General features: G+C 71.6%; 20 protein-coding genes. 5 read left to right on the plus strand and 15 right to left on the minus strand.

Annotated elements, in window-relative coordinates:
- Window positions 1-76 precede the first annotated feature (76 nt).
- The 7 genes from cobT to AAW13_RS05885 form a co-directional block, all read right to left on the minus strand.
- Entirely contained in the window at window positions 77-4,072 is a 3,996-nt protein-coding gene (gene cobT, locus AAW13_RS05855) for a nicotinate-nucleotide--dimethylbenzimidazole phosphoribosyltransferase (protein ID WP_046726643.1), read from the minus strand.
- 344 nt (window positions 4,073-4,416) lie between these two features.
- On the minus strand, window positions 4,417-5,643 hold the full coding sequence (gene cbiE / locus AAW13_RS05860; RefSeq protein WP_046726644.1) for a precorrin-6y C5,15-methyltransferase (decarboxylating) subunit CbiE: 1,227 nt from the start codon (window positions 5,641-5,643) through the stop codon (window positions 4,417-4,419).
- A 114-nt stretch (window positions 5,644-5,757) separates the two neighbouring features.
- Complete coding sequence (locus AAW13_RS05865; RefSeq protein ID WP_046726645.1) at window positions 5,758-6,387, minus strand: GNAT family N-acetyltransferase; 630 nt, start codon at window positions 6,385-6,387, stop codon at window positions 5,758-5,760.
- A 204-nt stretch (window positions 6,388-6,591) separates the two neighbouring features.
- Window positions 6,592-7,428: a MetQ/NlpA family ABC transporter substrate-binding protein gene (locus AAW13_RS05870; protein WP_046726646.1), complete on the minus strand. Its 837-nt coding sequence runs from the start codon at window positions 7,426-7,428 to the stop codon at window positions 6,592-6,594.
- A gap of 65 nt (window positions 7,429-7,493) precedes the next feature.
- A complete protein-coding gene (locus tag AAW13_RS05875) occupies window positions 7,494-8,204 on the minus strand; it encodes a methionine ABC transporter permease (RefSeq protein ID WP_046726647.1) in 711 nt (236 codons plus the stop codon).
- A gap of 20 nt (window positions 8,205-8,224) precedes the next feature.
- Window positions 8,225-9,259 carry a methionine ABC transporter ATP-binding protein gene (locus AAW13_RS05880; RefSeq protein ID WP_046726648.1) on the minus strand — a complete coding sequence of 345 codons (1,035 nt, stop codon included), beginning with the start codon at window positions 9,257-9,259 and terminating at the stop codon, window positions 8,225-8,227.
- 373 nt (window positions 9,260-9,632) lie between these two features.
- Complete coding sequence (locus AAW13_RS05885; protein WP_046726649.1) at window positions 9,633-10,280, minus strand: HAD family hydrolase; 648 nt, start codon at window positions 10,278-10,280, stop codon at window positions 9,633-9,635.
- A 69-nt stretch (window positions 10,281-10,349) separates the two neighbouring features.
- On the opposite strand from AAW13_RS05885, the gene AAW13_RS05890 reads away from it, so the two are divergent.
- Both AAW13_RS05890 and AAW13_RS05895 read left to right on the plus strand, forming a co-directional pair.
- Window positions 10,350-10,709 carry a hypothetical protein gene (locus tag AAW13_RS05890; RefSeq protein ID WP_046726650.1) on the plus strand — a complete coding sequence of 120 codons (360 nt, stop codon included), beginning with the start codon at window positions 10,350-10,352 and terminating at the stop codon, window positions 10,707-10,709.
- Window position 10,710: 1 nt separating this feature from the next.
- A complete protein-coding gene (locus AAW13_RS05895; protein WP_046726651.1) occupies window positions 10,711-11,130 on the plus strand; it encodes a hypothetical protein in 420 nt (139 codons plus the stop codon).
- A 117-nt stretch (window positions 11,131-11,247) separates the two neighbouring features.
- Here the strand turns inward: AAW13_RS05895 and AAW13_RS05900 are convergent, their stop codons facing one another.
- From AAW13_RS05900 to AAW13_RS05910, 3 genes are all read right to left on the minus strand, one after another.
- Window positions 11,248-11,745, minus strand: coding sequence for a GNAT family N-acetyltransferase (locus AAW13_RS05900; protein WP_046726652.1), 498 nt, complete (start codon window positions 11,743-11,745; stop codon window positions 11,248-11,250).
- A 44-nt stretch (window positions 11,746-11,789) separates the two neighbouring features.
- Window positions 11,790-12,296, minus strand: coding sequence for an RNA polymerase sigma factor (locus AAW13_RS05905; protein ID WP_046726653.1), 507 nt, complete (start codon window positions 12,294-12,296; stop codon window positions 11,790-11,792).
- A gap of 74 nt (window positions 12,297-12,370) precedes the next feature.
- On the minus strand, window positions 12,371-13,552 hold the full coding sequence (locus AAW13_RS05910) for a glycerophosphodiester phosphodiesterase (protein WP_046726654.1): 1,182 nt from the start codon (window positions 13,550-13,552) through the stop codon (window positions 12,371-12,373).
- Between the two features lie 321 nt (window positions 13,553-13,873).
- Here AAW13_RS05910 and AAW13_RS05915 point away from each other — a divergent pair, with 321 nt between their 5' ends.
- Complete coding sequence (locus AAW13_RS05915) at window positions 13,874-14,545, plus strand: 1-acyl-sn-glycerol-3-phosphate acyltransferase (RefSeq protein ID WP_046726655.1); 672 nt, start codon at window positions 13,874-13,876, stop codon at window positions 14,543-14,545.
- A gap of 191 nt (window positions 14,546-14,736) precedes the next feature.
- Entirely contained in the window at window positions 14,737-16,377 is a 1,641-nt protein-coding gene (locus tag AAW13_RS05920) for a multicopper oxidase family protein (RefSeq protein WP_046726656.1), read from the plus strand.
- A 70-nt stretch (window positions 16,378-16,447) separates the two neighbouring features.
- Here the strand turns inward: AAW13_RS05920 and AAW13_RS05925 are convergent, their stop codons facing one another.
- From AAW13_RS05925 to AAW13_RS05945, 5 genes are all read right to left on the minus strand, one after another.
- Window positions 16,448-17,971 carry an MFS transporter gene (locus AAW13_RS05925; RefSeq protein WP_046726657.1) on the minus strand — a complete coding sequence of 508 codons (1,524 nt, stop codon included), beginning with the start codon at window positions 17,969-17,971 and terminating at the stop codon, window positions 16,448-16,450.
- The gene (locus AAW13_RS05930; protein WP_046726658.1) at window positions 17,968-18,519 is read right to left on the minus strand and encodes a TetR/AcrR family transcriptional regulator; all 552 of its coding nucleotides are present in this window, start codon (window positions 18,517-18,519) and stop codon (window positions 17,968-17,970) included. The genes AAW13_RS05925 and AAW13_RS05930 overlap by 4 nt, the downstream gene beginning before the upstream one ends.
- An 87-nt stretch (window positions 18,520-18,606) precedes the next feature.
- Complete coding sequence (locus AAW13_RS05935) at window positions 18,607-19,578, minus strand: aldo/keto reductase (protein WP_046726659.1); 972 nt, start codon at window positions 19,576-19,578, stop codon at window positions 18,607-18,609.
- A gap of 172 nt (window positions 19,579-19,750) precedes the next feature.
- Window positions 19,751-21,184, minus strand: coding sequence for an argininosuccinate lyase (gene argH / locus AAW13_RS05940; protein WP_046726660.1), 1,434 nt, complete (start codon window positions 21,182-21,184; stop codon window positions 19,751-19,753).
- 99 nt (window positions 21,185-21,283) lie between these two features.
- On the minus strand, window positions 21,284-22,480 hold the full coding sequence (locus AAW13_RS05945) for an argininosuccinate synthase (protein WP_046726661.1): 1,197 nt from the start codon (window positions 22,478-22,480) through the stop codon (window positions 21,284-21,286).
- Between the two features lie 189 nt (window positions 22,481-22,669).
- Between AAW13_RS05945 and AAW13_RS05950 the strand changes: the two genes are divergently transcribed.
- Window positions 22,670-23,536, plus strand: coding sequence for a hypothetical protein (locus AAW13_RS05950; protein WP_046726662.1), 867 nt, complete (start codon window positions 22,670-22,672; stop codon window positions 23,534-23,536).
- The last annotated feature ends 93 nt before the right edge of the window (window positions 23,537-23,629 follow it).

A 23,629-nucleotide genomic window follows, 5' to 3' on the forward strand; every position in this document is an offset into this window, starting at 1 on the left:
GGGAGGAACAGGCGGGCAATCGCCGGCCTCTGCCACGCCCCGGAACCCCTTTGCCACGCCCCGGAACCGCAGGCGCCTACTTCTCCGTCACGCCTGCCGAGTCGAAGGTGGCCACCTCGTGCATCGCCCTTGCCGTGCTCTGGACCAGCGGGAGGGCCAGCAGGGCGCCGGTGCCCTCGCCGAGGCGGAGGTCGAGGTCGACCAGGGGGCGCAGGCCCAGCTTGTTCAGGGCCGCCACGTGGCCCGGTTCCGCGCTGCGGTGCCCCGCGATGCACGCGGCCAGGACCTCGGGGGCGATGGCGCGGGCCACCAGCGCGGCGGCGCCGGCGCTGACGCCGTCCAGGATGACCGGCGTGCGCAGGGAGGCGCCGCCGAGCAACAGGCCGACCATCGCCGCGTGTTCGAAGCCGCCGACCGCCGCGAGGACGCCGATCGGGTCGGCCGGGTCCGGCTGGTGGAGCTCCAGGGCGCGGCGGACGACCTCGGTCTTGCGGGCGAGCGTCTCGTCGTTGATGCCGGTGCCCCGGCCGGTGACCTCGGCGGGGTCGGCGCCCGTGAAGACCGAGATCAGCGCGGCGGACGCGGTCGTGTTCGCGATGCCCATCTCACCGGTGAGGAGGGCCTTGTTGCCGGCCGCGACCAGGTCGCGGGCGGTCTCGATGCCGACCTCGATGGCCTGCTTAGCCTCCTCGCGGGTCATCGCGGGACCGGTCGTCATGTCGGACGTGCCCGCGCGGACCTTGCGGGGCAGCAGCCCCGGCGTGGCCGGCAGTTCGGAGGCGACACCGACGTCCACCACACACACCTCGGCGCCCACCTGGCCGGCGAACGCGTTGCAGACCGCTCCCCCGCCGAGGAAGTTCGCCACCATCTGCGCGGTGACCTCCTGCGGCCACGGTGTGACGCCCTGGGCGTGCACCCCGTGGTCACCGGCGAAGATCGCGACGGCCGCGGGCTCCGGGATCGGCGGCGGGCACTGCCGGGACAGGCCGGACAGCTGGGCGGAGATGATCTCCAGCATGCCGAGCGCACCGGCCGGCTTGGTCATCCGCTTCTGCCGCTCCCAGGCCTCGCCGAGCGCCTTGGCGTCCAGCGGGCGGACGCTGGCGACGGTCTCGGCCAGCAGATCGTGCGGGTCCTCGCCGGGCAGCGCTCGGCGGCCGTACGTCTCCTCGTGGACGACCCAGGACAGCGGGCGCCGCTTGGACCAGCCGGCCTGCATCAGCTCCGGCTCGTCCGGGAACTCGTCGACGTACCCCACGCACAGGTAGGCGATGACCTCGAGGTGCTCGGGCAGGCCCAGTGCGCGGACCATCTCGCGCTCGTCGAAGAAGCTGACCCAGCCGACGCCGAGGCCCTCGGCGCGGGCGGCGAGCCAGAGGTTCTCCACGGCGAGCGCGGCGGAGTACGGCGCCATCTGCGGCTGGGTGTGCCGGCCGAGGGTGTGGCGGCCGCCGCGGGTCGGGTCGGCGGTGACGACGATGTTCACCGGGGTGTCGAGGATGGCCTCGATCTTCAGTTCCTTGAACTGCTTCGCGCGGCCCTTGGGGAGGGACTTGGCGTAGGCGTCGCGCTGGCGCATGGCCAGTTCGTGCATCGAGCGGCGGGTGTCCGCGGAGCGGATGACCACGAAGTCCCAGGGCTGGGAGTGGCCGACGGAGGGCGCGGTGTGGGCGGCCTCCAGGACGCGCAGCAGCACCTCGTGCGGGATGGGGTCGCTGCGGAAGCCGTTGCGGATGTCACGGCGTTCGCGCATGACCTTGAGGACGGCCTCGCGCTCGGCGTCGTCGTAGGCGGGCGCGGCCGGACCGGTGGACTGTCGTGCTTCTGCCACGGGGGCCGTGCTCTCCTCCTGCTCGGCGACCCTGGTCTCCAGGTCCGCCGCCTGCTGTACGACATCGGGGTGGGCCTCCGCCGCCGGGCCGGACTCGGCCTCGCGGGGCGCCGGGACCGTCGCGGCCTGCTCCGTGACCGGCTCGCCCTGGTCCTGCGCGGGGAGGACCAGGGGGTGCGGCGGGGTCGGGGCGAGGTGCGGGGTGGTCGGCACCTGGCCGTCGACGGCCACGAACTCGCCGAGGGCCGGCTGCTCCGGCTCCGCCGCCCGCGTCGTGCGGTCCGCGGCCGGGGGCTGCTGGGCCGCCGCGGGTTCGGTGGGCGCGGTCCTCTGGATCTGGGGGCCCGCGAGGGGTACCTCGACGGACGGCACGGGCTGCGTCGCGGGGGCGTCGGGACCGGCGAGGGGGCGCGGGACGTCGACGCCCCCGGGGGTGACGGTCTCGGCCTGCGGCACGGCGGCCGCCGCGGCAGCGTCCTCGGCCGGTACGGCGTCGGGCGCGGGCTGTCCGGCCTCGGGGGCGACGGCGGCGAGAGCCTGCGGGGGCTCGGTGACGGCGGTGGGCTCCGCGACCGGGGCCGGTGCGGCCGGGTCGACGATCTGCGGCTGCCCGGGCTCGGCCGCCACGGCTTCCGGAACCGGCACGGATTCGGGCACGACGGCCTCCGACACGGGAACGGACTCCGGCACGACGGCCTCCACCGCGACGGCCGGGGGTACGAGGGCTTCGGGCACCACGGCCTCGGCGACCACGGGCTCCGCGGCGGCCTCGGGCACGCCGGCCTCCACGGCGACGCCCGGCTCAGCGACGACCTGCTCTGCCACGGCCTGCGCTGCCACGGCCTGCGCTGCCACGGCCTGCTCGGGAACGGCTTGCTCTGCCACGGCCTGCTCGGGAACGACCGTTTCCGGCACGACCTGCTCGGCCGGCACCTGCTCAACAGCCTGCGGATCCGGCACGTTCGACTCGGCGGCGCCCGACTCGGCGGCGCCCGGCTCGGCGGCGCCCGGCACCGGCTGCTGCCCGGGCGGCGCCACCTCGGCGGCCACGGTCTCGGCCACCGCCTGGGGAGCCACGCCTTCCGGGGTGACGACCACCGGGGTCACGTCCGCCGGGGCCACGCCCGCAGGAGCCACGGCGTCCGCGTCCTCGGCCACGACCGCCGGAACCACCACTTCCGGAGCCGCCACTTCCGGACCCGGTACCTCTGAACCCGGCGCTTCCGGACCCACCGCTTCCGGACCCACCGGCTGAGGAACTGCGCCCTCCACGGCGGCGGCCTCGGGAGCGCTTCCCTCCGTCCCCGGGGCCGGGACCACGACCGTCTCGGCCGGAACACCCCCGGCGCCCTGGACGTCCACCGGTCCCCCGCCCGTCGGTGCGGCGGCCTGCGTCGGCACCGCCCCCTGTCCGGGCAGCACGTGCGGCGGCTGCGGCACCTCCGCGACCGGCACGGGCCGCGGCTGGGCTCCCGTCACCGGCCCCTGGGCACCTTCCGAAGCCTGCGCCGCCGGCTGGGCCGCGCCCTGCGGACCGTACGCGTCCACACCCGCCAAGGCGGGCGGGACGGCGCCGGACATGTCAGGGGTCTGCGCCACGGCCTGCGCCGCCACGGGCTCCGGAACCGGAACAACCGTTTCGGCGGCCGACACCTGTGCGGCCACCTGTGCCACCGGAACCGCCTGCGCCACGGCAGGCGAGACGGCCTGCGGCGCGCCCCAGGGCGCGGCGGACTGCGGCGCGGCCTCCCGCAGCGGCTGGGCGTCCAGGTACTCCGGGCCGGCCGACGGCACGCCCGGCTGCCGGACCGGCGCACCGGCGGGGCCGCGGTCGGCGAGGGAGCGGACCGGGCTGGCGGAGGCGTCGGGGATCGGCGGGCCGAGGTGCAGCGGGCGGCGCGGGGCCGGGGCCGTCGCGGGGTCGTGCGGCACCGAGAGGATCGGGGACGCCGGGACCGAGTTGGGCAGCCGGACGGCGGTGAGGTCGACCTGTCCGCTGTCCCGGCCGCCCGTCTCGTGCGGGCCGGGCTCGTGGACGGCCTCGACGACCGGCTCGGGGGCCGGCGGCGGCACCTCGTTGCCCCAGGCCCCCTGGGCGCCGGGCAGCAGCAGCTCTTCGTCCTCGGCGGGCGACTCGGAGAGGTAGGTGTACGCGCCGTGCGCGGGAGCGCCCGGCTGTTCCACCATGCCTGCGCTCTCCGGCAGTCCCTCGCCCGGGACCTGGCCGGTGTCCGTCATGCGTACCCCTCGCCCATCGGTTAGTGCCTTCTACGACCAGCTCACCCGGGGCGGCGCACCGACCGCCCCACTGTGAAGAACGAGCGTGCGTGCCCAGCGGCACGAACGACCCGCCGGAAAAGGCGACAAAGCCATTCAGTGGCATTGTCCCGGCCGTTCGGCCGTCGCGACAGCGTGATCCGCGACAGTCCGCTGTGGACTGCGCCACGTTGCGCGTCCCCGGTTCTGCCGTACCACACCCGCCCCAAAAGAAGCGCGTTTTCCGGATATTGGCGAACGAATTTCCGGGTCACCGGTGCAGTGCAGCGATCGGCCAGCCTACAGCGCGCAGTATGACAACAGGATCACGGGGCGCGCTCGGGGAGAACACCGCTGAGCAGGAACGCGACGTTCCGCTCGGTCTCCGTCCAGGCCCTGGTGTCGAGTTCGACGGACTGTAGGAGGGCGCACTCGACCTGGTATCCGTGCTCGGTCAGGTCGCGGCCGACGAGTTCGGCCGCGTCGCGGGTGGCGGCATGGGTGACGATGCGCTGGGGACGGCGGTCGGCGACCGCGGTGACCACGGCGGCTCCCCCGCCGCCGACCCGGACGACGTCGGGTTCGGGCAGGTTCTCCAGTACGTGGGGCGCGGCGCCGTGGACGATCTGGAGCTGGACGCCGAACTTCCGGGCGGCCGTCTCGCTGCGCACACACGCCGCGAGGTCCTGGTCGACGGCGATGACGGCGGCTCCGGCGCGGGCGGCCTCGGTGGCGAACGCGCCGCTGCCGCAGCCGATGTCCCAGACCAGGTCGCCGGTCCGGGGCCCGAGGCGGGCGAGTTGGGCGGCCCGGAGCAGATCCGTTTCCCCTTCGCCGAGCGGGGCGCCGTCGCCGTACTCCGCGTCGGGCTGCACCCAGCCGCGCGGGCCGGTCGCCGGATCGCGGCCGGCGATCCAGCCGCCGCCCTCGGGTGCCGTCACCGGTCCGCCGGTGCCGCCGATGACGATGACGACGTTGGGGTCGCGCCAGGCGTGGTCGGCGGCCTTGTCGGAGGTGACGATGTGGACCTGCTCGCGTTCGGTGCCGAGTTCCTCGCAGATGACGAAGGTGCGGTGGACGCCTTCCAGGAGCAGTCCGAGTTCGGCGGGGCCGGCACCGGGCGAGGTGAGGACGGCCACCTTGGTGTGGGCCCGGCACACGTTCACCGCGCGTCGCAGGGTGCGCCGGTGGGCGACGACCACCTGTGCGTCGTCCCAGGGCATGCCGGCGCGGGCGAAGGCCGCGGCCACCGAGGAGACGGCGGGGACGACCTCGACCTCCAGGCCGAACTCGGGGGCGCGCAGGGTCCGTACGACGCCGAAGAAGCCGGGGTCGCCGTCGGCGAGCACCACGGCGGTGCCGCGGTGGCCGGCGATCCGGCGGGCGGCGAGGGCGACGCTGCCGAGGCGGATGCGTTCGGCGCGCGGCGGGACTTCGGGCAGGGCTAGATGGTGGGCCGCGCCCGCGACGAGGGTGGCGGCGCCCAGCGCGCCGCGTGCCGCCGCGGTCAGGGGCGAGCCGTCCCAGCCGATCACCGTGACCCGGTCGGCCATCGTCGTAAGTCTCCAGGGTTTTCGCAGGTCGTCAGGGTCCGGTGCCCGTGCGCGGGCTCCGTGAGGGTACCTGGTGGAGGTGTCGGGCGCGCGACGGGGCGGGTGCCGTCGGCGTCAGTTCCAGGAGGTGAAGCCGTCGCTCCCGGCCAGTTCCTCGCCGGCGCCCATCAGGTCCTCCGGGAGGAGGCTCCACACGATGAAGTCGGTGCGCATGTCCGTCCAGGTGCCGTCCTCGGTGCGGACGTGGGCTATGCAGGCGTTGCGCAGGACGCCCTCGCTGATACAGCCGATCTTCTGGGCCACCTGCTGCGAGGCGGTGTTGTCGGCGGCCGTGCGCAACTCGATACGTTCGAACTTCTGGTCGCCGAAGAGCCACTGGGCGGTGGCCAGCGCGGCCTCGGAGGCGTAGCCCTCGCCGCGCGCCCAGGGGGCGACGATGTACGACAACTCGGTGGCGCGGATGTGCCAGTTGGTCTTGGTCAGCTGGATGACGCCGACCAGGCGCTGGGTGAGGAACTCGGTGACGGCGAGGTCCAGACCCCGGCCGGAGGTGCGCTCCGCGGGGGCGTAGGCGGTGATCCAGTGCCGGGCGCCGGCCTCGGTGAACGGCTGGGGGACGTCGGTCCAGGCGGCCACCTGCTCGTCGTTCATCATCTCCGCCAGGGCGGGCACATCGTCCTCGTCGAGGGGACGCAGCACCAACCGCTCCGTGCTGATGGAGATGTTGGGGAAGGTGCTAGTCATGCGCCGCTCCGTAACCTTCGGAAACACTTCCGGGCCCAGACCTTGAGAGCCCGCGAACTGCCCAGCATGCAGCATGAAACCACTGAACCGCACGACGGGGTCCACCCGCGGTGAGCGAGTGGACCCCGTGCGTGGCGATACGCCGTATACGTGCCGCCGGAGGGACGGCCGGAAGAACGACCGACAGGACGGCCAGAAGGACGGTCAGAAGGACGGGATGACCGAGCCCTGGTACTTGTCCTCGATGAACTTCTTGACCTCGGGCGAGGTGAGGAGCTTCGCGAGCTTCTTCACGCGCGGGTCCTTCTCGTTGCCCTTCTTCACCGCGAGGAAGTTGCCGTACGGGCTGTTCTTCGCGGACTCCAGGACGAGGGCGTCCTTGGCGGGCTTGATGCCGGCCGAGATGGCGTAGTTGCCGTTGATCACCGCGGCGTCCACGTCGTCCAGGGAGCGCGCGGTCTGGGCCGCCTCGACCTCCTTGAACTTGAGGTTCTTCGGGTTCTTGGCGATGTCCTGCGGGGTCGCCTCGCTGCCGGCGCCGTCCTTGAGGGTGATGAGTCCGTTGGCGGCCAGCAGCTTGAGGGCGCGCGCCTCGTTCACGGCGTCGTTGGGGACGGCGATCGTCGCACCGCTCTTCAGCGCGTCGGCGCTCTTGACCTTGTGGGAGTAGAGGCCGAGCGGCTCCAGGTGCACCGTGACGACGGGCACGATGTGGGTGCCGCGCTTCTTGTTGAAGTCGTCGAGGTACGGCTGGTTCTGGAAGTAGTTGGCGTCCACCGAGCCGTCCTCGGTCGCCGTGTTCGGCGTGATGTAGTCGGTGAACTCCTTGACCTCCAGGTCGAGTCCGGCCTTCTTCGCCAGGTTGTCCTTGACGTAGTCCAGGATCTCGGCGTGCGGGGTCGGGCTCGCGGCGACGACCAGCGGTCCGCTGTGGTCGGAGGAGCCGGAGGCGGAGTCCTTGTCCGAGCCGCAGGCGGTGATCCCGAAGGTGAGGGCTCCGGCGGCGAGGACGGCGGTGGTGAGCTTGGCGGTGTTACGCACGAAAAGTGCCTTTCCTTAAGGGTGGAGCGACCCCGCGAAGGGTGGTGCGGGGAAATCGGGGAGCGTCAGACGGTCTTGCTCGTGGCTGTCGAGGCCTTCAGCAGACGCAGCTTCGGGGCCGGGCCCGAGCGGCCGCCGCGGCGGTGCAGCGAGCGGGCCGCGTAGTCGCCGGCGAACTGGATGAGCGAGATGACGACGGCGAGGATCGCCACGGTGATCCACATCAGTTCGGTCTCGAACCGCTGGTAGCCGTAGCGGATGGCGATGTCGCCGAGACCGCCGGCACCGACCGTGCCGGCCATGGCGGAGTAGCCGATGAGGGCGACGATCGTGGTCGTGGTGGAGGCGATGAGCGAGGGCAGCGACTCCGGTACGAGGACCTTGCGTACGACGGTCCAGGTGTTGCCGCCCATCGCCTGCACGGCCTCGACGAGCCCACCGTCCACTTCGCGGACGGCCGTCTCGACCAGGCGCGCGAAGAAGGGGATGGCGCCGATGGCGAGCGGCACGATGGCGGCCTCACGGCCGATGGTGGTGCCGGTGATCCAGCGGGTGAAGGTCATCAGCGCGACCATCAGGATGATGAACGGCATCGAGCGGGCGATGTTCACGATCTGCCCGATGACCTTGTTGGCCAGCACGTTCTGGAGCAGTCCGCCGCGGTCGGTGAGGACCAGGAGGATGCCGAGCGGGAGTCCGCCGACGACCGCGATCAGCGTGGACCAGCCGACCATGTAGAGGGTGTCCCAACACGCCTGGGACAGCAGCGGCTGCATCGCAGACCAGTCAGTCCAGGTCACTGGGCACCGTCCTTCACCAGCAGGGCCTCCCGGCCCAGTACGTCGATCTGGAGACCCTGCTCGCGCAGGAAGCCGATGGGCACCACGTTGTCCTCGTAGCGGCCGGGCAGTTCGATGCGCATCCGGCCGATCTGGAGGCCGCCGACGGTGTCGATGGCGGCGCCGAGGATCGATATGTCGATGTTGTAGGTGCGGGAGAGCTGGGAGATGACGGGCTGGGTGGCGGCCTCGCCGTGGAAGGTGACGTCGAGGACGGTGCGGTCGTCGCCGGAGGCCTCGCCGCCGACCGGGAAGAGCGCGGCGGCGAGTTCGGACCCGGGGGTGCCGAGCAGTTCGCTGACGGTCCCGGACTCGACGATCCGCCCCTTCTCCATGAGGGCGGCGGAGTCGCAGATCGTCTTCACGACGTCCATCTCGTGCGTGATGAGCAGGACGGTCAGGCCCAGCTGCCGGTTCAGGTCGCGCAGCAGCTGGAGGATGGAGCGGGTGGTCTCCGGGTCGAGGGCGCTGGTGGCCTCGTCGGAGAGCAGCACCTTGGGGTCGCCTGCCAGCGCGCGGGCGATGCCGACGCGCTGCTTCTGGCCGCCGGAGAGCTGCGCCGGATAGGCCTTCGCCTTGTCGGCGAGCCCGACGAGGTCGAGCAGTTCGAGCGCCTTGCGGGAACGTTCCCTGCCCGAGTTTCCGAGGATCTCCAGGGGCAGCTCGACGTTGTCCTGGACGGTCCGGGAGGACAGCAGGTTGAAGTGCTGGAAGACCATGCCGATACGGCTGCGCGCCTGCCGCAGTTCCCGGCCGGCCCGGGGACCGCGCCCGGCGAGGGCGGTGAGGTCCTGGCCGGCGACGGTGACCGTGCCGGCGGTGGGGCGCTCCAGCAGGTTGACGCAGCGGATCAGCGAGGACTTGCCGGCGCCGGACTGGCCGATGACGCCGTACACCTCGCCTTCGCGGACGTGCAGATCGACGCCGTCGAGGGCGGTCACCTCGCGGCCGCGGGTGCGATAGACCTTGGTCAGGCCCGTTGTGGTGATCACGTGGGTTTCCGTCACTGTCGAGTGCGCGGGCGTGGGTGTGCCCGGGCGCACGGATGCGTTCGTGCAGGGACGCGGCACGGTTCTCGCGGAGGCGCTGAACCGGGGAGAACATGTGCGCGGGGCGGCTTGCGTCACGTACGGGCGTCGTGGCGCCGTACGGACATGCCACCTGTCTCGCTTCGGGGCGCGAGCTCGGGGGTGGTGCGGGGGCCCTCTAGAAGGCGCACATTCGACACATACAACGAGCACCGGGCGTCATGGTCGCCTCGGTCGCAGGGGTGCGGTCGCTCGTCGTGGTCATGCGATCAGTAAACCAGACCTACGGTCCTGACAGGCCGCCGCTGTCCGCATCCTGGACAGCGGCGGACAGCCGTCAGACGCGCTCGGCGATCTCCACGCCCCGGGCGGTGACCAGTACCGACAAGGCCGAGAGGTCCTTCACCACGAGGTCCGCGACCAGCTCGTGCCGCTGGTGGGTTGTGGTCAACGCCACGGTCCTCATCCCGGCGGCGCGGCCCGCCTGGAGTCCGGCCGGGGCGTCCTCGAAGACGACGCAGTGGGCCGGGTCGACGCCCAGCTGCCGGGCGGCGAGGAGGTACGGCTCGGGGTCCGGCTTGCCGCGGGTGATGTCGTCGGCGGAGACCAGCGTCTTCGGCCGTATCCCCACCGCGTCCAGGCGGGCCTCGGCCAGCCGGCGGGTGGCGGAGGTCACGACGGCCCAGCGGTCGGCGGGGAGGGCGTCGAGCAGGGCGGCGGTGCCGGGGAGCAGGTGGACGCCGCCCGGGACGTCCTCCACCTCCAGCTGTTCGACCCTGGCGACGGCCTCCGGCACGCGGGCCGTGGGCAGCAGGTCGGCGACGATCTCGGCGGCGGGACGGCCGTGCAGTTCGACGCGGGCGAACTCCTCGGGGGTGATCCCGTACTCGACGGCCCAGCGGGTCCAGCAGCGGTCGACCGAGTCGAGGGAGGAGACGAGGGTGCCGTCGTTGTCGAAGAGCAGGGCTTGTGCGTGGATCGTCATGGTCCTGACCCTACGGCGTACGGCAGGGGCGACGGCATCGCGCCCTTTCGGCCGTAATAAGGTCACCGCATGCTCAATGCCCTGCTGCTGGTGACCGGTGTCGCCGCGCTGCTGCTCGCCGTGTGGTGCGGGTGGGCGGCGTACCGGGACCAGCCGACCAAGGACTGGCACTTCATCGGGATGGCCGTGGTGACCGTGCTGGCGCTGGTCCAGCTGGTGGCCGGGATCGTGCTGCTGGCGCGGGGCGGCAAGCCGGACCAGGGGACGACGATCTTCGTCGCCTATCTGCTGGGCGCGTTCGCGTGTGTGCCGGCCGCGGGGTTCATGTCGCTCGCCGAGCGGACGCGGTGGGGTTCCGTGACGGTCGCCGCGGGCGGAGTGGTGCTGGCCGTGCTGGAGGTGCGGCTCTATGACATCTGGGGAGGCTGAGATGACGGCCGTGGAAGAGAAGCCGAAGCGGCTGACCAGTGGGCCGGGCACGCTGCTCGTGTGGTTCTACGGGGTGATGGTCGTCGGGGCGGTGTCGCGGTCCGTCTACCAGATCGCGACGGAGTTCGACCGGGCGCCGCTCGCGTACTCGCTGTCCGCTGTCGCGGGGGTGGTGTACGCGTTCATCACGTACACGCTGGTGCGGGGTGGCGAGACGGCCCGCAGGGTGGCGCAGGTGTGCTGCGCCGCCGAGCTCGCGGGGGTGTTGATCGTGGGGACGTGGACCGTCGTCGACGGTTCCGCGTTCCCGGACGCGACCGTGTGGTCGGACTACGGGATGGGGTACGTGTTCATTCCTGTGCTGCTGCCGCTCTCCGCTCTGTACTGGTTGCGGAAGGGCGCCCAGGAGACAGGGGCCTGAGCCCTGTGCGCGCCCGCGGGTCCGATGTGGCTTGTCGCGCAGTTCCTCCCCCAGCCTTCGGCCGGGGGGTACCCCCAGCGCCCCTTTCGGGGCGCTCCAGCGTGGGGCGTTGAAGAACTAGGCCGTTGTCGCGTACGTGCTGGCCGGTTTTTCCAGGACGATCATCGGGACGCCGTCCGCGCCCTTCGACGTGCCCACGGTCTCGTAGCCGACTCGGCGGTACAGCCTGAGGTTGCCCTCGCTGCGGTGGCCGGTGAACAGGCGGAACCTCTTGGCGCCGCGCTCCTCGGCCAGTGCCGACTCGGCCGCGCGCAGCAGCCTCGCGCCGATGCCGTGGCCCTGGAGCCGGGGATGGACGCAGAGCTTGCCGATGGCGGCCGCGCCGTCCTCGGTGAGCGCGCCGCGGACCGAGCCGACGACCTCCTCGCCGAGGCGGGCCACGAAGACGCAGTCGGAGGCGAGCTCCTGGCGGACCGAGTCGAGGCTCTGGACGAGCGGGTCGATGCGGTAGTTCCCGTACAGCGCCGCCTCGCTCTGGAAGCACAGGTACTGGAGCCTGAAGATCTGCTCTGCATCCTGCTCGGTCGCCACCGAGATGGTCACGCTCATGCCCATGTGCGCACGCCTCCCGCTCACCTGATCGCCTGTCGTTCTCACTCCTATCCCCGCACTTCGTGGGACGCAACCTCCGGCGTCAACAATCGGCGCAGACATCCCAGACATCTGGAGCGTTCCGGTCCCAGGCTGCCTTGTGAGATACCCAACTCCCCCGCGATCTCCCGGTATGTCAGGTCACGTGCGAAGAACAGGGCCTGGAGCAGCCGGGGGCAGCGGCCGGGAAGGCGGGCGACCGCGGCCCGCAGGGCGCGGTGCCGGGCGGTGGCCAGGACGAGTTGTTCCGGGCCGGCCACGGCGGCGTCGGCGGGTTCGGTGCCGTAGGGGCGTTCGTTCCGGGCGGTACGGCGGGCGCGGCGGGACTCCGCGCGGACGGCGCGGCGCAGCCAGTCCTCGGGGGCGTGCGGCGGGCCGTGGGTCTCCAGGCGCTCCAGGAGGCGGAGCCAGACGCTCTGCTCCAGGTCGCCGGGATCGCTCCCGGCGGCATGCGCCTCGGCGGACGCCTCGGCGCTGAGGAGTGGGCGCAGGGCGGTGACCAGGTCGTACGTCATACGCGGAACGACGCGGCCGCCCCGGGGCAGGTTGCCGGGGCGGCCGGGAGACACCCCGAACGGGGTGCGGTGGCTCAGCCGTTGACGAAGTCGGCGCGGGCCAGCAGGGCGGTGTCGGCGTTGTCGGTGAAGACACCGTCGATGCCGGTCTCGAAGTACGCCTGGAAGACCGGGAAGACGTTGCCGTAGGCGTCCGCGGCGCTGCCCTTGCGGAAGGCCGGCGGCAGGAACGGGTTCTCGTTGCGCATGGTGTAGGGGTGCAGGATCAGACCCACCTTGTGCGCGTCCGCGACCAGCGTGCTCGGCTTGGTGAGGTCGCCGTTCGCGTCCTTCGGGATGACCAGGTCGAGGGTCGGGCCGATGCCCTGCGCGTAACCGGCTATCTCCCGCAGGCCCTTCGGCGTGATCAGGTCGGCGACCGTGCGCGGGTCACCGGTGGCGACGAAGTCGTAGGGCTGGGTGTTCGCCGCGGACAGCAGCACGACCAGCGGGTTGTCGACCAGCGTGTTCAGACGCTGGATGCTGGTCGGCTCGAAGGACTGGAGGATGACCGGCGAGTTCCGCTTGTCCTTGCCGTGCTTGCGCAGCAGCTTGGCGACCCGCTCCTCGAGCCCCAGGCCGAGCCTGCGGAAGTAGGTGGGGTGCTTGGTCTCGGGGTAGATCCAGACCTGCTTGCCGCGCTTGCGGGTCTGCTCGTCCTGCCACTTGAGGACTTCCTCGAAGGTGGGGATCTCCCAGCGGCCGTTGTAGAGCGTGTTGTGCGGGCGGTTGGCCGGGATGCGCTCGATCGCGCGCAGCGTCTTGAGCTCGGCGAGCGTGAAGTCCTCGGTGAACCAGCCGGTGGTGGGGACGCCGTCCAGGGTCTTGGTGGTCCTGCGGTCGGCGAACTCGGGGTGGTCCGCGACGTTCGTGGTGCCGCCGATCTCCGGCTCGTGACGGCAGACCAGGTGGCCGTCCTTGGTGGGGACCAGGTCGCCCGCCTCGACGATGTCGGCACCGAGGTCGAGGGCCAGGTCGTAGGAGCCGAAGGTGTGCTCCGGGCGGTAGCCGCTGGAGCCACGGTGGCCGATGATCGTCGGCTTCGGGAGGCTCTTGAGGCCGCCGCCGTGTCCGGCCTGCCTGGCCTCGGCCGCTCTGGCCGTGCCCGACAGTCCGAGGACCGCTCCGCCGGCGCCGAGCACCGCGGCGCCGAGCAGCGCCCGCCGCCCGGTCGTGCCGTTCACCTGGGTCCGCTCGTTCGAGTCGTTGTTGTCCATGAGCGCTCTCCTGCCGTCCGCGCTGTCGAATGCGGGCCGATCGTAGGGGTGCGGACGTGGCCGGAGGGAGACCGCCGGCCCAACGGCCGGGTGACTCCGCATGGCTGCTGGACGGCGCCCGGTGACGGTCCGTCGGCGATTTCCGTCACATGGCCGAGTCCGGTCACCGGCTGTCTCCGGGACGCCACCGCAGGTAAACCAGCGTCAACAGTACGTAAGACCTCGGTGAACCGGCCGTACCCGATGTGCGCTTCCCACACAGCCGCGAGTAATGTCCTCACCTGCACAGACTCATACCGCCCCTCGACATCGGAGGACCCGTTGTCCCGCTTCGCGCTCATCAAGGCAGTGCTCGGACCGATCATGCGCCTGATGTTCCGCCCCCAGGTGGAGGGCGTGGAGCACATCCCGGGGGACGGTCCGGTCATCCTCGCGGGCAACCACCTGACCTTCATCGACTCGATGATCCTGCCGCTGGTCAACAAGCGGCAGGTGTTCTTCATCGGCAAGGACGAGTACGTCACCGGGAAGGGTGTCAAGGGCCGTCTGATGGCCTGGTTCTTCACCGGAGTCGGCATGATCCCGGTGGACCGGGACGGCGCCAGCGGCGGTGTCGCCGCGCTGATGACCGGCAAGCGGGTCCTGGACGAGGGCCGGATCTTCGGTATCTACCCGGAGGGCACCCGCTCCCCCGACGGCCGGCTGTACCGGGGCCGTACCGGCATCGCGCGGCTGACGCTGATGACGGGTGCCCCGGTGGTGCCGTTCGCGATGATCGGCACGGACAAGCTCCAGCCGGGCGGCAAGGGCATCCCGCGGCCCGGCAAGGTCACCGTCCGGTTCGGCGAGGCCATGGAGTTCTCCCGGTACGAGGGCATGGACCGGGACCGCTACGTGCTGCGGGCGGTCACCGACTCGGTGATGGCCGAGGTCATGCGGCTGTCCGGCCAGGAGTACGTGGACATGTACGCCACGAAGGCGAAGGCCGCCTGAGCACGGGTGAGCTTCTGACACTCTTTCGGGGGATGGGCACGGACCGTCGGTCCGTGCCCTTTTGTCTGCCATCCGCCTGACATCCGGGCGCCCCCGTCCGGGGTCCGCCTGCCGGTGGAATCTGGCCCGACACTTCGGTCGTTCCTTCGCATTTACCGGCCATATGAGCACACAGCATGTCTTATTCAGACATGCAGAAACCTTCTCGGCGTACCCTGCTCCGTGCTCCGTTCGCCGCCGCGGGCGCGGGACTCCTGGCGGCATGTTCCGACTCCGGCTCCGAACCCCGCTCCGGCCCACAGCACACGGCCGGCACCGCAGCGTTCGTCCCCCAGGGACCCAAGGGGTACGTCAACCCGTCGGACCCGGAGGTGCTCGCGACCGAACGCAGGCGTGGCTCCGGCCCGGTGCGCATGGTCACGTTGACGGCCGCCGAGAGCATGCTGGACCTGGGCGGGCGGTCCGTGCACAGCTGGGCGTACAACGAGTCGGTGCCGGGGCCGCTGGTGCGGGTCACCGCCGGTGACGTCCTCAGCCTGACGCTCAGCAACCGGCTGATCGAGAAGACCACACTGCACGCCCACGGGGTGCGGCTGCGCTGCGACATGGACGGTGCCCCGGACCTGACCCAGGCGCCCATCGCGCCGGGCACGGACTTCGTCTACCGGTTCACCGCCGCCCACCCGGGCACGTACCTGCTCCACTCGCACGTCGGCATGCAGCCCGACCGTGCCCTGTACGCGCCGTTCATCGTCGACGACCCGAGGGAACCGCTGAAGTACGACAAGGAGTGGGTCGTCGTCCTGGACGACTGGGTCGACGACATCGAGGGCTCCACCCCCGACCAGGTGCTCGAACAGCTCAAGCCGGGCGGCGGGATGAAGATGGGGATGGGCATGGGCCCGGGCCGCGACGGGCCCGGTCACCACGGGTCGGCGAGTCCCGCCGCGCCGCGGTCCAAGTCCTCGCCCGGGGCGAAGAAGGCGCTGGGTCCCGACCGGGTGCTGCGGGACTCGCACAGCCGCATGCTGCACGGCGAGGGCGGCAACGTCGCCTATCCGCACTACCTGATCAACGGGCGGCTGCGCACCGACCCCTCCGTCTTCCGCTGCCGCCCCGGCGACCGCATCCGGATCCGCATCATCAACGCGGGCTCCGAGACGGCCTTCCGGGTCGCGCTCGGCGACCACCCCATGACCATCACCCACACCGACGGCTATCCCGTGCGGCACCGCAGGACCGACGCGCTGCTCGTCGGCATGGCCGAGCGGTACGACGTGCTGGTCACCGCCAAGGACGGCGTCTTCCCCCTGGTCGCGCTCGCCGAGGGCAAGAAGGGCAAGGGGGTGGCGATCCTCCGGACCGACAAGGGCAGAAACCTTCCGGCGCCGGATGCCCGCCCGAACGAGCTGGACCGCGAGATCGTGCCGGCGCGCCGGCTGGAGCCGGCCGAGTCCGTCGCCATGGACGACCGGCACCCCGACCGCGAGCTGCGCATCAGGATCACCGGCACCATGCAGCGGTACGACTGGGGGTTCGACCACAAGACGTACGACGTGCGGGAACGGCACGCGGTGCGGGCCGGGGAGCGGGTGCGGCTGACGCTCATCAACGCGACCGACATGTGGCACCCGATGCATCTGCACGGGCACACGTTCGCGGTGACCGGCATCAGCTCGACCGGGGCGCGCAAGGACACGACGATCGTGCTGCCGCACCGCAAGCTGGTGCTCGACTTCGACGCCGACAACCCCGGGTTGTGGATGCTGCACTGCCACAACCAGTACCACTCGGAGAGCGGGATGATGACGGTGCTGGGTTACAAGAGGTGACGTCCGGGGTGGTTCCGCAGTGGTCCGCGCGCCGGTGCGTGGCGGTTCCCCGCGCCCTTCCCCGCGCCCCTCACGGGGCGCTCTCCAGCCGCTGGTCCCGGAGCAGGAACCACGCTGCCGCCGCCGTGACCAGGAGGACCGCCGCGCCCGCGCCCGAGGCCAGGTGGAGGCCGTGGACGAAGGAGTCCCGGGCCGCCGTCAGCATCTGCGCCGCCGCGTCGGCCGGCATCGCCTTGGCCGCCTCCGTCGCCGCCCCGAGGGACTCGTGGGCGGCGGCCGGGGTGCCCGCCGGGGACGCGAAGTCGCGGTAGACGCCCATCACGATCGAGCCGAGCAGGGCGATGCCGAGCGCCGCACCGAGTTCGTACGCGGTCTCGGAGACCGCCGAGGCGGCGCCCGCCTGCTCCTTGGGGACGCTGGACAGGATGACGTCCGCGGTGACCGTGAAGGAGAAGCCCGCGCCCACGCCGACCACCAGGAGGGCGGCGCCGAGGATCGGGTAGCCGGTGGACTGCGAGAGGGTGGTCAGGGCCGCGAGGGCCACGCCCACGGCCGCCAGACCGCCGGAGACCACCGCCCGGACCGAGTGGCGGCGGGCCGCGCGGCCGGCCACCAGGCCCGCCGCCACCGCGCCGACGGCGGCGGGAAGTTCGGCCAGGCCCGCCTCGAACGGGGGCCTGCCCTGGACCAGTTGCAGGTACTGCGAGAGGAAGAACACCAGGCCCGACATGCCGAGCACGGTCAGCAGGTCGGCCAGGACCGCGCCGCTGAAGCCACGGCTGCGGAACAGCCGCATGTCCAGCAGGGGCTTGGGCATGGTGAGCTGACGGCGGACGAACCCGAGGAGGGCCGCGGCCCCGAACAGCGCGGCGGCCGCGGTCACCGCGGTGAGGCCGTGCGCCGCTGCCTCCTTCACCGCGTACACGAGCGCGATCATGCCGACCAGTGACAGGACGACACTGGCCAGGTCCCAAGGGCCGGGGTCGGGGTTGCGGGACTCGGGGAGCGTCCGGATGCCGACCAGGACCAGGACCACCATGACCGGCAGGTTGATCAGGAAGACCGAGCCCCACCAGAAGTGTTCGAGCAGGAAGCCGCCCACGATCGGACCGACGGCGGTACCGGCCGAGGCCGCGGCACCCCACACACCGACGGCGAGGCTGCGCTCGCGCGGGTCGTGGAAGAGGTTGCGGATCAGGGCGAGGGTCGCCGGCATCAGGGTGGCACCGGCGACGCCCAGCAGCGCACGGGCCGCGATCATCATCTCCGGTGTCGTCGCGTACGCGTTCAGGACGGATATCGCGCCGAACGCCGTCGCGCCGCCGAGCAGGATCCGCTTGCGGCCGATGCGGTCGCCGAGGCTGCCCATGGAGACCAGCAGACCCGCGATGACGAACGAGTAGACGTCACCGATCCACAGCAGCTGGGTGCCGGACGGGTCGAGGTCTTCGCTGATGTAAGGGGTCGCGAGGCCGAGGACGGTGGCGTCGACGGCCACCAGCAGCACGGCGAGCACGAGGACGGAGAGCGCGAGCCACCGGCCCGGGCGCTGCTCCGTCTCCGTGGTGACCGCCGGCCGCAGGGCGCTGGTCATGATTCCTCTCTTCTTCGTGCGCCGCCGAGCAACAGCTCGACGATCATGTGGGTGAAGTCCTTCGGGGCGACGCGGCCTTCGGAGACCGCCCAGGCGGCGGAGGCCAGCAGGCCGTACAGGGCCTCGGTGAGCCAGGCGGGCGTGAGGTCGATGCGGAACTCGCCGCTGCGCTGTCCGCGCCGGAAGAGGGCCGCGACGCGGTCGTCGATCCTGGTCCAGCCCTGGTTCTGCCCCTCGCCCTCGAACAGCTGGTTCTCGGTGTAGAGGAAGGCCAGCAGACCGGCGGCCGGTTCGATCTCGCGGACCAGGCGGTGCACGGCGTCGGCCGCCGGGCCCTCGTCCAGGCGGGCCGCGGCCAGGGCGGCCTCGCACTCCGCGATACCGAGCGCCTCCAGCGCGCGGACCAGCGCGTCGCGCCCCGCGAAGTGCCGGTGCAGGGTGGCCCGGCTGATGCCGGCCGCCTTGGCGACCTCGTCCATGGTCGCCGTGGACTTGCGGGTCAGCAGGGCGGCGGCGCTGCGGAGGACGTGGTCACGGTCGAGGGCCATGAGACAAGGGTAGCCCACATGAGACATCTTTGTCTCACCATGGGCGTGGGTGTTTCATGAAGGGGTGGTCAGCGGTGGTTCCGGCGCTCAGTGCCAGGGCAGGCTGCCCCGGCGCTCCCAGTAGACGTGCGGGTCCTCGGTGAGCGCGGCGAGGCGGGTCAGCTGGTCCTCGTCCAGGTCGATGACGGCCGCGTGGAGGTTGGAGGCGAGCTGGGTGAGCGTGGCGGCTCCGGAGAGGACGACCCCGGCCCAGGGCTGACGCAGTACGACGGCGAGGGCCACGGCGTCGCAGCCGAGGCCGGTCTGTCCGGCCACCGCCTTGAGGGCGTCGGGGGCATGCGGGGCGGCCAGCCGGCCGTTGGCCATGCCCTCCTTCACGATCACCGTGAGTCCGGCGTCGTGCGCCTCGGCGAGGGCGGGGCCCGCCGAGGTCTCCAGGGCGTTGTACGTCGACTGGACGGTACGGAACAGGGGCTCGCCGTCGACCGTCACGGCGAGGGCGGCGCGGATGGCGTCGGCCTGGGCGGGGCCGCTGGTGGAGAAGCCGATGGTGACGCCGGTGGCCGCGGCTTCGGCGAGCCGGGCGTGGAGTTCCTTGTCGGTGAGGGCGGGACTGTCCGGGGTCACCGAGTGGATCTGGTAGAGGTCGAGGCGGTCGCCGAGGAGCTCGGCGGTCTCGGCGCGCTGGCGGTCGTAGGTCTGGACGCTGTGGTCCTTGACCTCGTGCTTCTCGGCGTCCGTGGTCCAGTCGGCGGTGTAGGTGTAGCCCCACTTGCTGCCGATGACCACGTCGTCGACGCCGGGGTTCGCGGTGAGCCAGTCGGCCAGGAACTCCTCGGAGCGGCCGTAGGAGCGGGCCACGTCGAAGTAGCGGACGCCCTGGGCGTAGGCGGCGTCGAGGAGTTCGTGGGTGCGGGTGCGGAGGGCTTCGACGCTGCGGTTCTCGCCGAGGTCCTCCTCCCGGTTGAGGTTGATGTAGCCGGGGCGGCCGACCGCGGCGAGGCCGAGGCCGATGTGGCAGGTGGGGGTGGTCGCTGTCGCCAGTCGGGCGAAGGGCATCGCGGGTTCCGTTTCGGTCGGCTGCGTCGGTCTGTCGACCAACGTAACCCGCGATGACCTTTGGTCCGCCGTTCAGCTCGGGGGTTCGGTGCGTTTACGGGTGCGGGCGCGTCGTGGTCGACCGCGCCGTTCCTCCCCCAGCCTTCGGCCGGGGGTCCCCCCCCCAGCGCCCCTAGAGGGGCGCCTTCGCCGTGGCCCAGTCGTGCTGCTCAGCCACGTTCGCCTTGACCTCCGCCAGCTGGACGGCGACCGCGCTCGGGGCCGTGCCGCCGCGGCCGTTGCGGGAGGCGAGGGCGCCGGGGACGTCGAGGACCGTGCGGACCTCGGGGGTCAGGTGGGCGGAGATCTTCGCGAACTGGTCGTCCGTCAGCTCGTCGAGTTCCTTGCCCTCGGCCTCCGCGGCCTTCACGCACTCGCCGGCCACCTCGTGGGCGACCCGGAACGGCACACCCTGCTTGACCAGCCACTCGGCGATGTCGGTGGCGAGGGAGAAGCCGGCCGGGGCCAGTTCCTCCATACGCTCGCGGTTGACGGTGAGGGTGGCCATCATGCCGGTGAAGGCGGGGAGCAGGACCTCCAGCTGGTCGCAGGAGTCGAAGACCGGCTCCTTGTCCTCCTGGAGGTCGCGGTTGTAGGCGAGGGGCAGCGCCTTGAGGGTGGCGAGGAGGCCGGTGAGGTTGCCGATCAGACGGCCGGACTTGCCGCGCGCCAGCTCCGCGATGTCCGGGTTCTTCTTCTGCGGCATGATCGACGAGCCCGTGGAGAACGCGTCGTGCAGGGTCACGAAGGAGAACTCCTTCGTGTTCCAGATGATGACCTCCTCGGCGATCCGGGAGAGGTTCACGCCGATCATCGCGGTGATGAAGGCGAACTCGGCGACGAAGTCGCGGGACGCCGTGCCGTCGATGGAGTTGCCGACGCTGCCGTGCTCGAAGCCGAGGTCCGCCGCCACCGCCTCCGGGTCCAGACCCAGGGAGGAGCCGGCGAGCGCGCCGGAGCCGTACGGGGAGACGGCCGTGCGGTCGTCCCACTGGCGCAGCCGCTCCGCGTCCCGGGACAGGGACTGGACGTGGGCCAGGACATGGTGGGCGAAGAGCACCGGCTGGGCGTGCTGGAGGTGGGTACGGCCGGGCATCGCCACGTCCGGGTGGGTCTCCGCGAGGCCGATCAGGGCGTCCTGGAGGTCGGCGATCAGGCCGCCGATGACGCGGGCGTGGTCGCGGAGGTACATCCGGAAGAGCGTGGCGACCTGGTCGTTGCGGGAACGGCCGGCGCGCAGCTTGCCGCCGAGGTCCGCGCCGAGGCGCTCCAGGAGGCCGCGCTCCAGGGCGGTGTGCACGTCCTCGTCGGCGATCGTGCCCACGAAGGAGCCGTCGGAGACGTCGGCCTCCAGCTGGTCGAGGCCGGCGATCATGCGCTGGAGCTCGTCCTCGGTGAGCAGGCCCGCCTTGTGCAGCACGCGCGCGTGGGCACGCGAACCGGCGATGTCGTAGGGCGCCAGCCGCCAGTCGAAGTGGACGGACGCGGACAGCTTCGCCAGGGCCTCGGCGGGACCGTCGGCGAAACGGCCGCCCCAGAGCCGTACGTCACCGCTGTTGCTGCTCACTTGCGTTGCTCCTAGAAGAGATACGGATGTGGCACCGCCTCCCCGGCCATGAACGGGGAGGCGGTCGTCACGTTACTGCTCAGGACAGGTCACGTCGGGCTACGCCCGCAGATCACGCCGTGCGGCGATCTTCGACGACAGGCTGTAGATGTCGATGAAGCCCTTGGCCGCGGCCTGGTCGAAGGTGTCGCCGGTGTCGTACGTGGCGAGGTTGAAGTCGTAGAGGGAGGACGCCGAGCGGCGGCCGGTGACGACCGCGCGGCCGCCGTGCAGGGTCATCCGGATGTCGCCGGTGACATGCTGGTTCGCCTCGTTGACGAAGCCGTCCAGGGCGCGCTTGAGCGGGGAGAACCACTGGCCGTCGTAGACGAGTTCGCCCCAGCGCTGTTCCACCTGCCGCTTGTAGCGGGCGAGTTCGCGCTCGACGGTGACGTTCTCCAGCTCCTGGTGGGCGGTGATCAGCGCGATCGCGCCCGGGGCCTCGTACACCTCGCGGGACTTGATGCCGACCAGGCGGTCCTCGACCATGTCGATCCGGCCGACGCCCTGGGCACCCGCGCGCTCGTTGAGTTCCTGGATCGCCTGGAGCACGGTGACCGGCCTGCCGTCGATCGCGACCGGGGCGCCCGCCTCGAAGGTGATGACCACCTCGTCGGCCTCGCGCGGGGTGGCCGGGTTCCGCGTGTACTCGTAGATGTCCTCGATCGGGCCGTTCCAGATGTCTTCCAGGAAGCCGGTCTCGACGGCTCGGCCGAAGACGTTCTGGTCGATGGAGTACGGGGACTTCTTGGTGGTGGCGATCGGGAGCTTCTTCGCCTCGCAGAAGGCGATGGCCCTGTCCCGGGTCATCGCGTAGTCGCGGACCGGGGCGATGCAGGTCAGGTCGGGGGCGAGGGCGACGATGCCGGCCTCGAAGCGGACCTGGTCGTTGCCCTTTCCGGTGCAGCCGTGGGCGACCGTGGAGGCGCCGTGCTTGCGGGCGGCGGCCACCAGGTGCTTGACGATCGCCGGCCGGGAGAGCGCGGAGACCAGCGGGTAGCGGTCCATGTAGAGGGCGTTGGCACGGATCGCCGGGAGGCAGTACTCGTCGGCGAACTCGTCCCTGGCGTCGGCGACCTCGGCCTCGACCGCACCGCAGGCGAGGGCCCGCTTGCGGATGACGTCCAGGTTCTCGCCGCCCTGGCCGACGTCCACCGCGACGGCGATGACCTCGGCGCCCGTCTCCTCGGCGATCCAGCCGATGGCGACGGAGGTGTCGAGACCGCCCGAGTAGGCGAGTACGACGCGCTCGGTCATGGGTCCCTCCTCTCGTACATCCGCTTGCTATGCATGAGTATGCAGAGCTCTGCATGATTCGTCAATCCGTCGGGACCGCGGAGAAGATTCCGAAAGAGGTTTGAACAAACGAAACCGCTTTCCCGTACCCATCCCTGAACGCTGGCGCCGCGTTTGTAAACCCACCTCTGACCCAAGTGAGGCATCCGCATGTCCAGGGCTCTTCCGAAGTACAACAAGCGTCGTGTCGCGCTCATCGGCGGCGCTGCCGCCGTGGCGCTGTCCGGTGCGGTCATCGCCGGTTCGGCCCTCGCCGGAACGCCGGACAAGAGCAGCGACACCAGCAATGCCCGCACCCTCGCCGCCTCGCCGGGCACGATCACCTGCCCGGACGTCGCCTCGAAGCTGCCGGCGATCCCCGCCACCGCGCAGGCGGAGGTCACCCGCAACCTCACACTCCTCCAGACGCAGATCGACGAGGCCAACAAGCGGCTGGTCGACACCGTGGGCCAGGGTGGGCCCAACTTCGTGAACAACGCGATCCTCGGTCCCCTCAAGGACAAGCGCGTCGCCACCGTCAACCGGATCGCGACGGCGATCGGCCGCACCGCCGCCAAGCCGACCGGCCTGGACTCGCTGGCGCCGTGCACCCTGAACGCGAGCGGGACCGGCACGAACACCGGCAGCGGTACGGCGACGGGGGCGGCCTCCGCGGCGCCCAGCACGGCGGCCACCCAGCAGCAGTCGACCGGCGGCACCGGCACGAACACGGGCAGCACCGCCGTCGGTACGATCACCTGCCCGGACGTCGCCTCGAAGCTGCCGGCGATCCCCGCCACCGCGCAGGCGGAGGTCACCCGCAACCTCACACTCCTCCAGACGCAGATCCAGGAGGCCAACAACCGGCTCCAGAGCACGGTCGGCCAGGGCGGCCCGAACTTCGTGCAGAACGCGATCCTCGGTCCGCTGGCGGACAAGCGGAAGTCGACCATCGACCGGATCGCCATCGCGATCGGCCGGACCTCCACCAAGCCGACCGGCCTCGACTCCCTGGCCGCCTGCACGCTCACCAAGTGACGTGACAGGCAGCCGTGGCCGCCCCGTGTACAGCGCCGGCCGGGGCGGCCACGGTGGAACCCGTCCGGATCCCGGAAACCCTTAGACGCGCGA

It is taken from the genome of Streptomyces humi (genome assembly GCF_001005085.2).
In the GTDB taxonomy this organism is placed as follows: domain Bacteria; phylum Actinomycetota; class Actinomycetes; order Streptomycetales; family Streptomycetaceae; genus Streptomyces; species Streptomyces humi.

Bases quoted from the DNA above. Each gene is read 5' to 3' on its own strand.
- AAW13_RS05900 (WP_046726652.1), bottom strand. From the start codon at position 11,745: ATGGGCATGAGCGTGACCATCTCGGTGGCGACCGAGCAGGATGCAGAG.
- AAW13_RS05945 (WP_046726661.1), bottom strand. From the start codon at position 22,480: ATGACCGAGCGCGTCGTACTCGCCTACTCGGGCGGTCTCGACACCTCC.
- AAW13_RS05925 (WP_046726657.1), bottom strand. From the start codon at position 17,971: ATGACCAGCGCCCTGCGGCCGGCGGTCACCACGGAGACGGAGCAGCGC.
- AAW13_RS05875 (WP_046726647.1), bottom strand. From the start codon at position 8,204: ATGCAGCCGCTGCTGTCCCAGGCGTGTTGGGACACCCTCTACATGGTC.
- AAW13_RS05950 (WP_046726662.1), top strand. From the start codon at position 22,670: ATGTCCAGGGCTCTTCCGAAGTACAACAAGCGTCGTGTCGCGCTCATC.
- AAW13_RS05930 (WP_046726658.1), bottom strand. From the start codon at position 18,519: ATGGCCCTCGACCGTGACCACGTCCTCCGCAGCGCCGCCGCCCTGCTG.
- AAW13_RS05905 (WP_046726653.1), bottom strand. From the start codon at position 12,296: ATGACGTACGACCTGGTCACCGCCCTGCGCCCACTCCTCAGCGCCGAG.
- AAW13_RS05910 (WP_046726654.1), bottom strand. From the start codon at position 13,552: ATGGACAACAACGACTCGAACGAGCGGACCCAGGTGAACGGCACGACC.
- cobT (WP_046726643.1), bottom strand. From the start codon at position 4,072: ATGACGGACACCGGCCAGGTCCCGGGCGAGGGACTGCCGGAGAGCGCA.
- AAW13_RS05920 (WP_046726656.1), top strand. From the start codon at position 14,737: ATGCAGAAACCTTCTCGGCGTACCCTGCTCCGTGCTCCGTTCGCCGCC.
- AAW13_RS05895 (WP_046726651.1), top strand. From the start codon at position 10,711: ATGACGGCCGTGGAAGAGAAGCCGAAGCGGCTGACCAGTGGGCCGGGC.
- AAW13_RS05865 (WP_046726645.1), bottom strand. From the start codon at position 6,387: ATGACTAGCACCTTCCCCAACATCTCCATCAGCACGGAGCGGTTGGTG.
- AAW13_RS05935 (WP_046726659.1), bottom strand. From the start codon at position 19,578: ATGCCCTTCGCCCGACTGGCGACAGCGACCACCCCCACCTGCCACATC.
- cbiE (WP_046726644.1), bottom strand. From the start codon at position 5,643: ATGGCCGACCGGGTCACGGTGATCGGCTGGGACGGCTCGCCCCTGACC.
- AAW13_RS05885 (WP_046726649.1), bottom strand. From the start codon at position 10,280: ATGACGATCCACGCACAAGCCCTGCTCTTCGACAACGACGGCACCCTC.
- AAW13_RS05890 (WP_046726650.1), top strand. From the start codon at position 10,350: ATGCTCAATGCCCTGCTGCTGGTGACCGGTGTCGCCGCGCTGCTGCTC.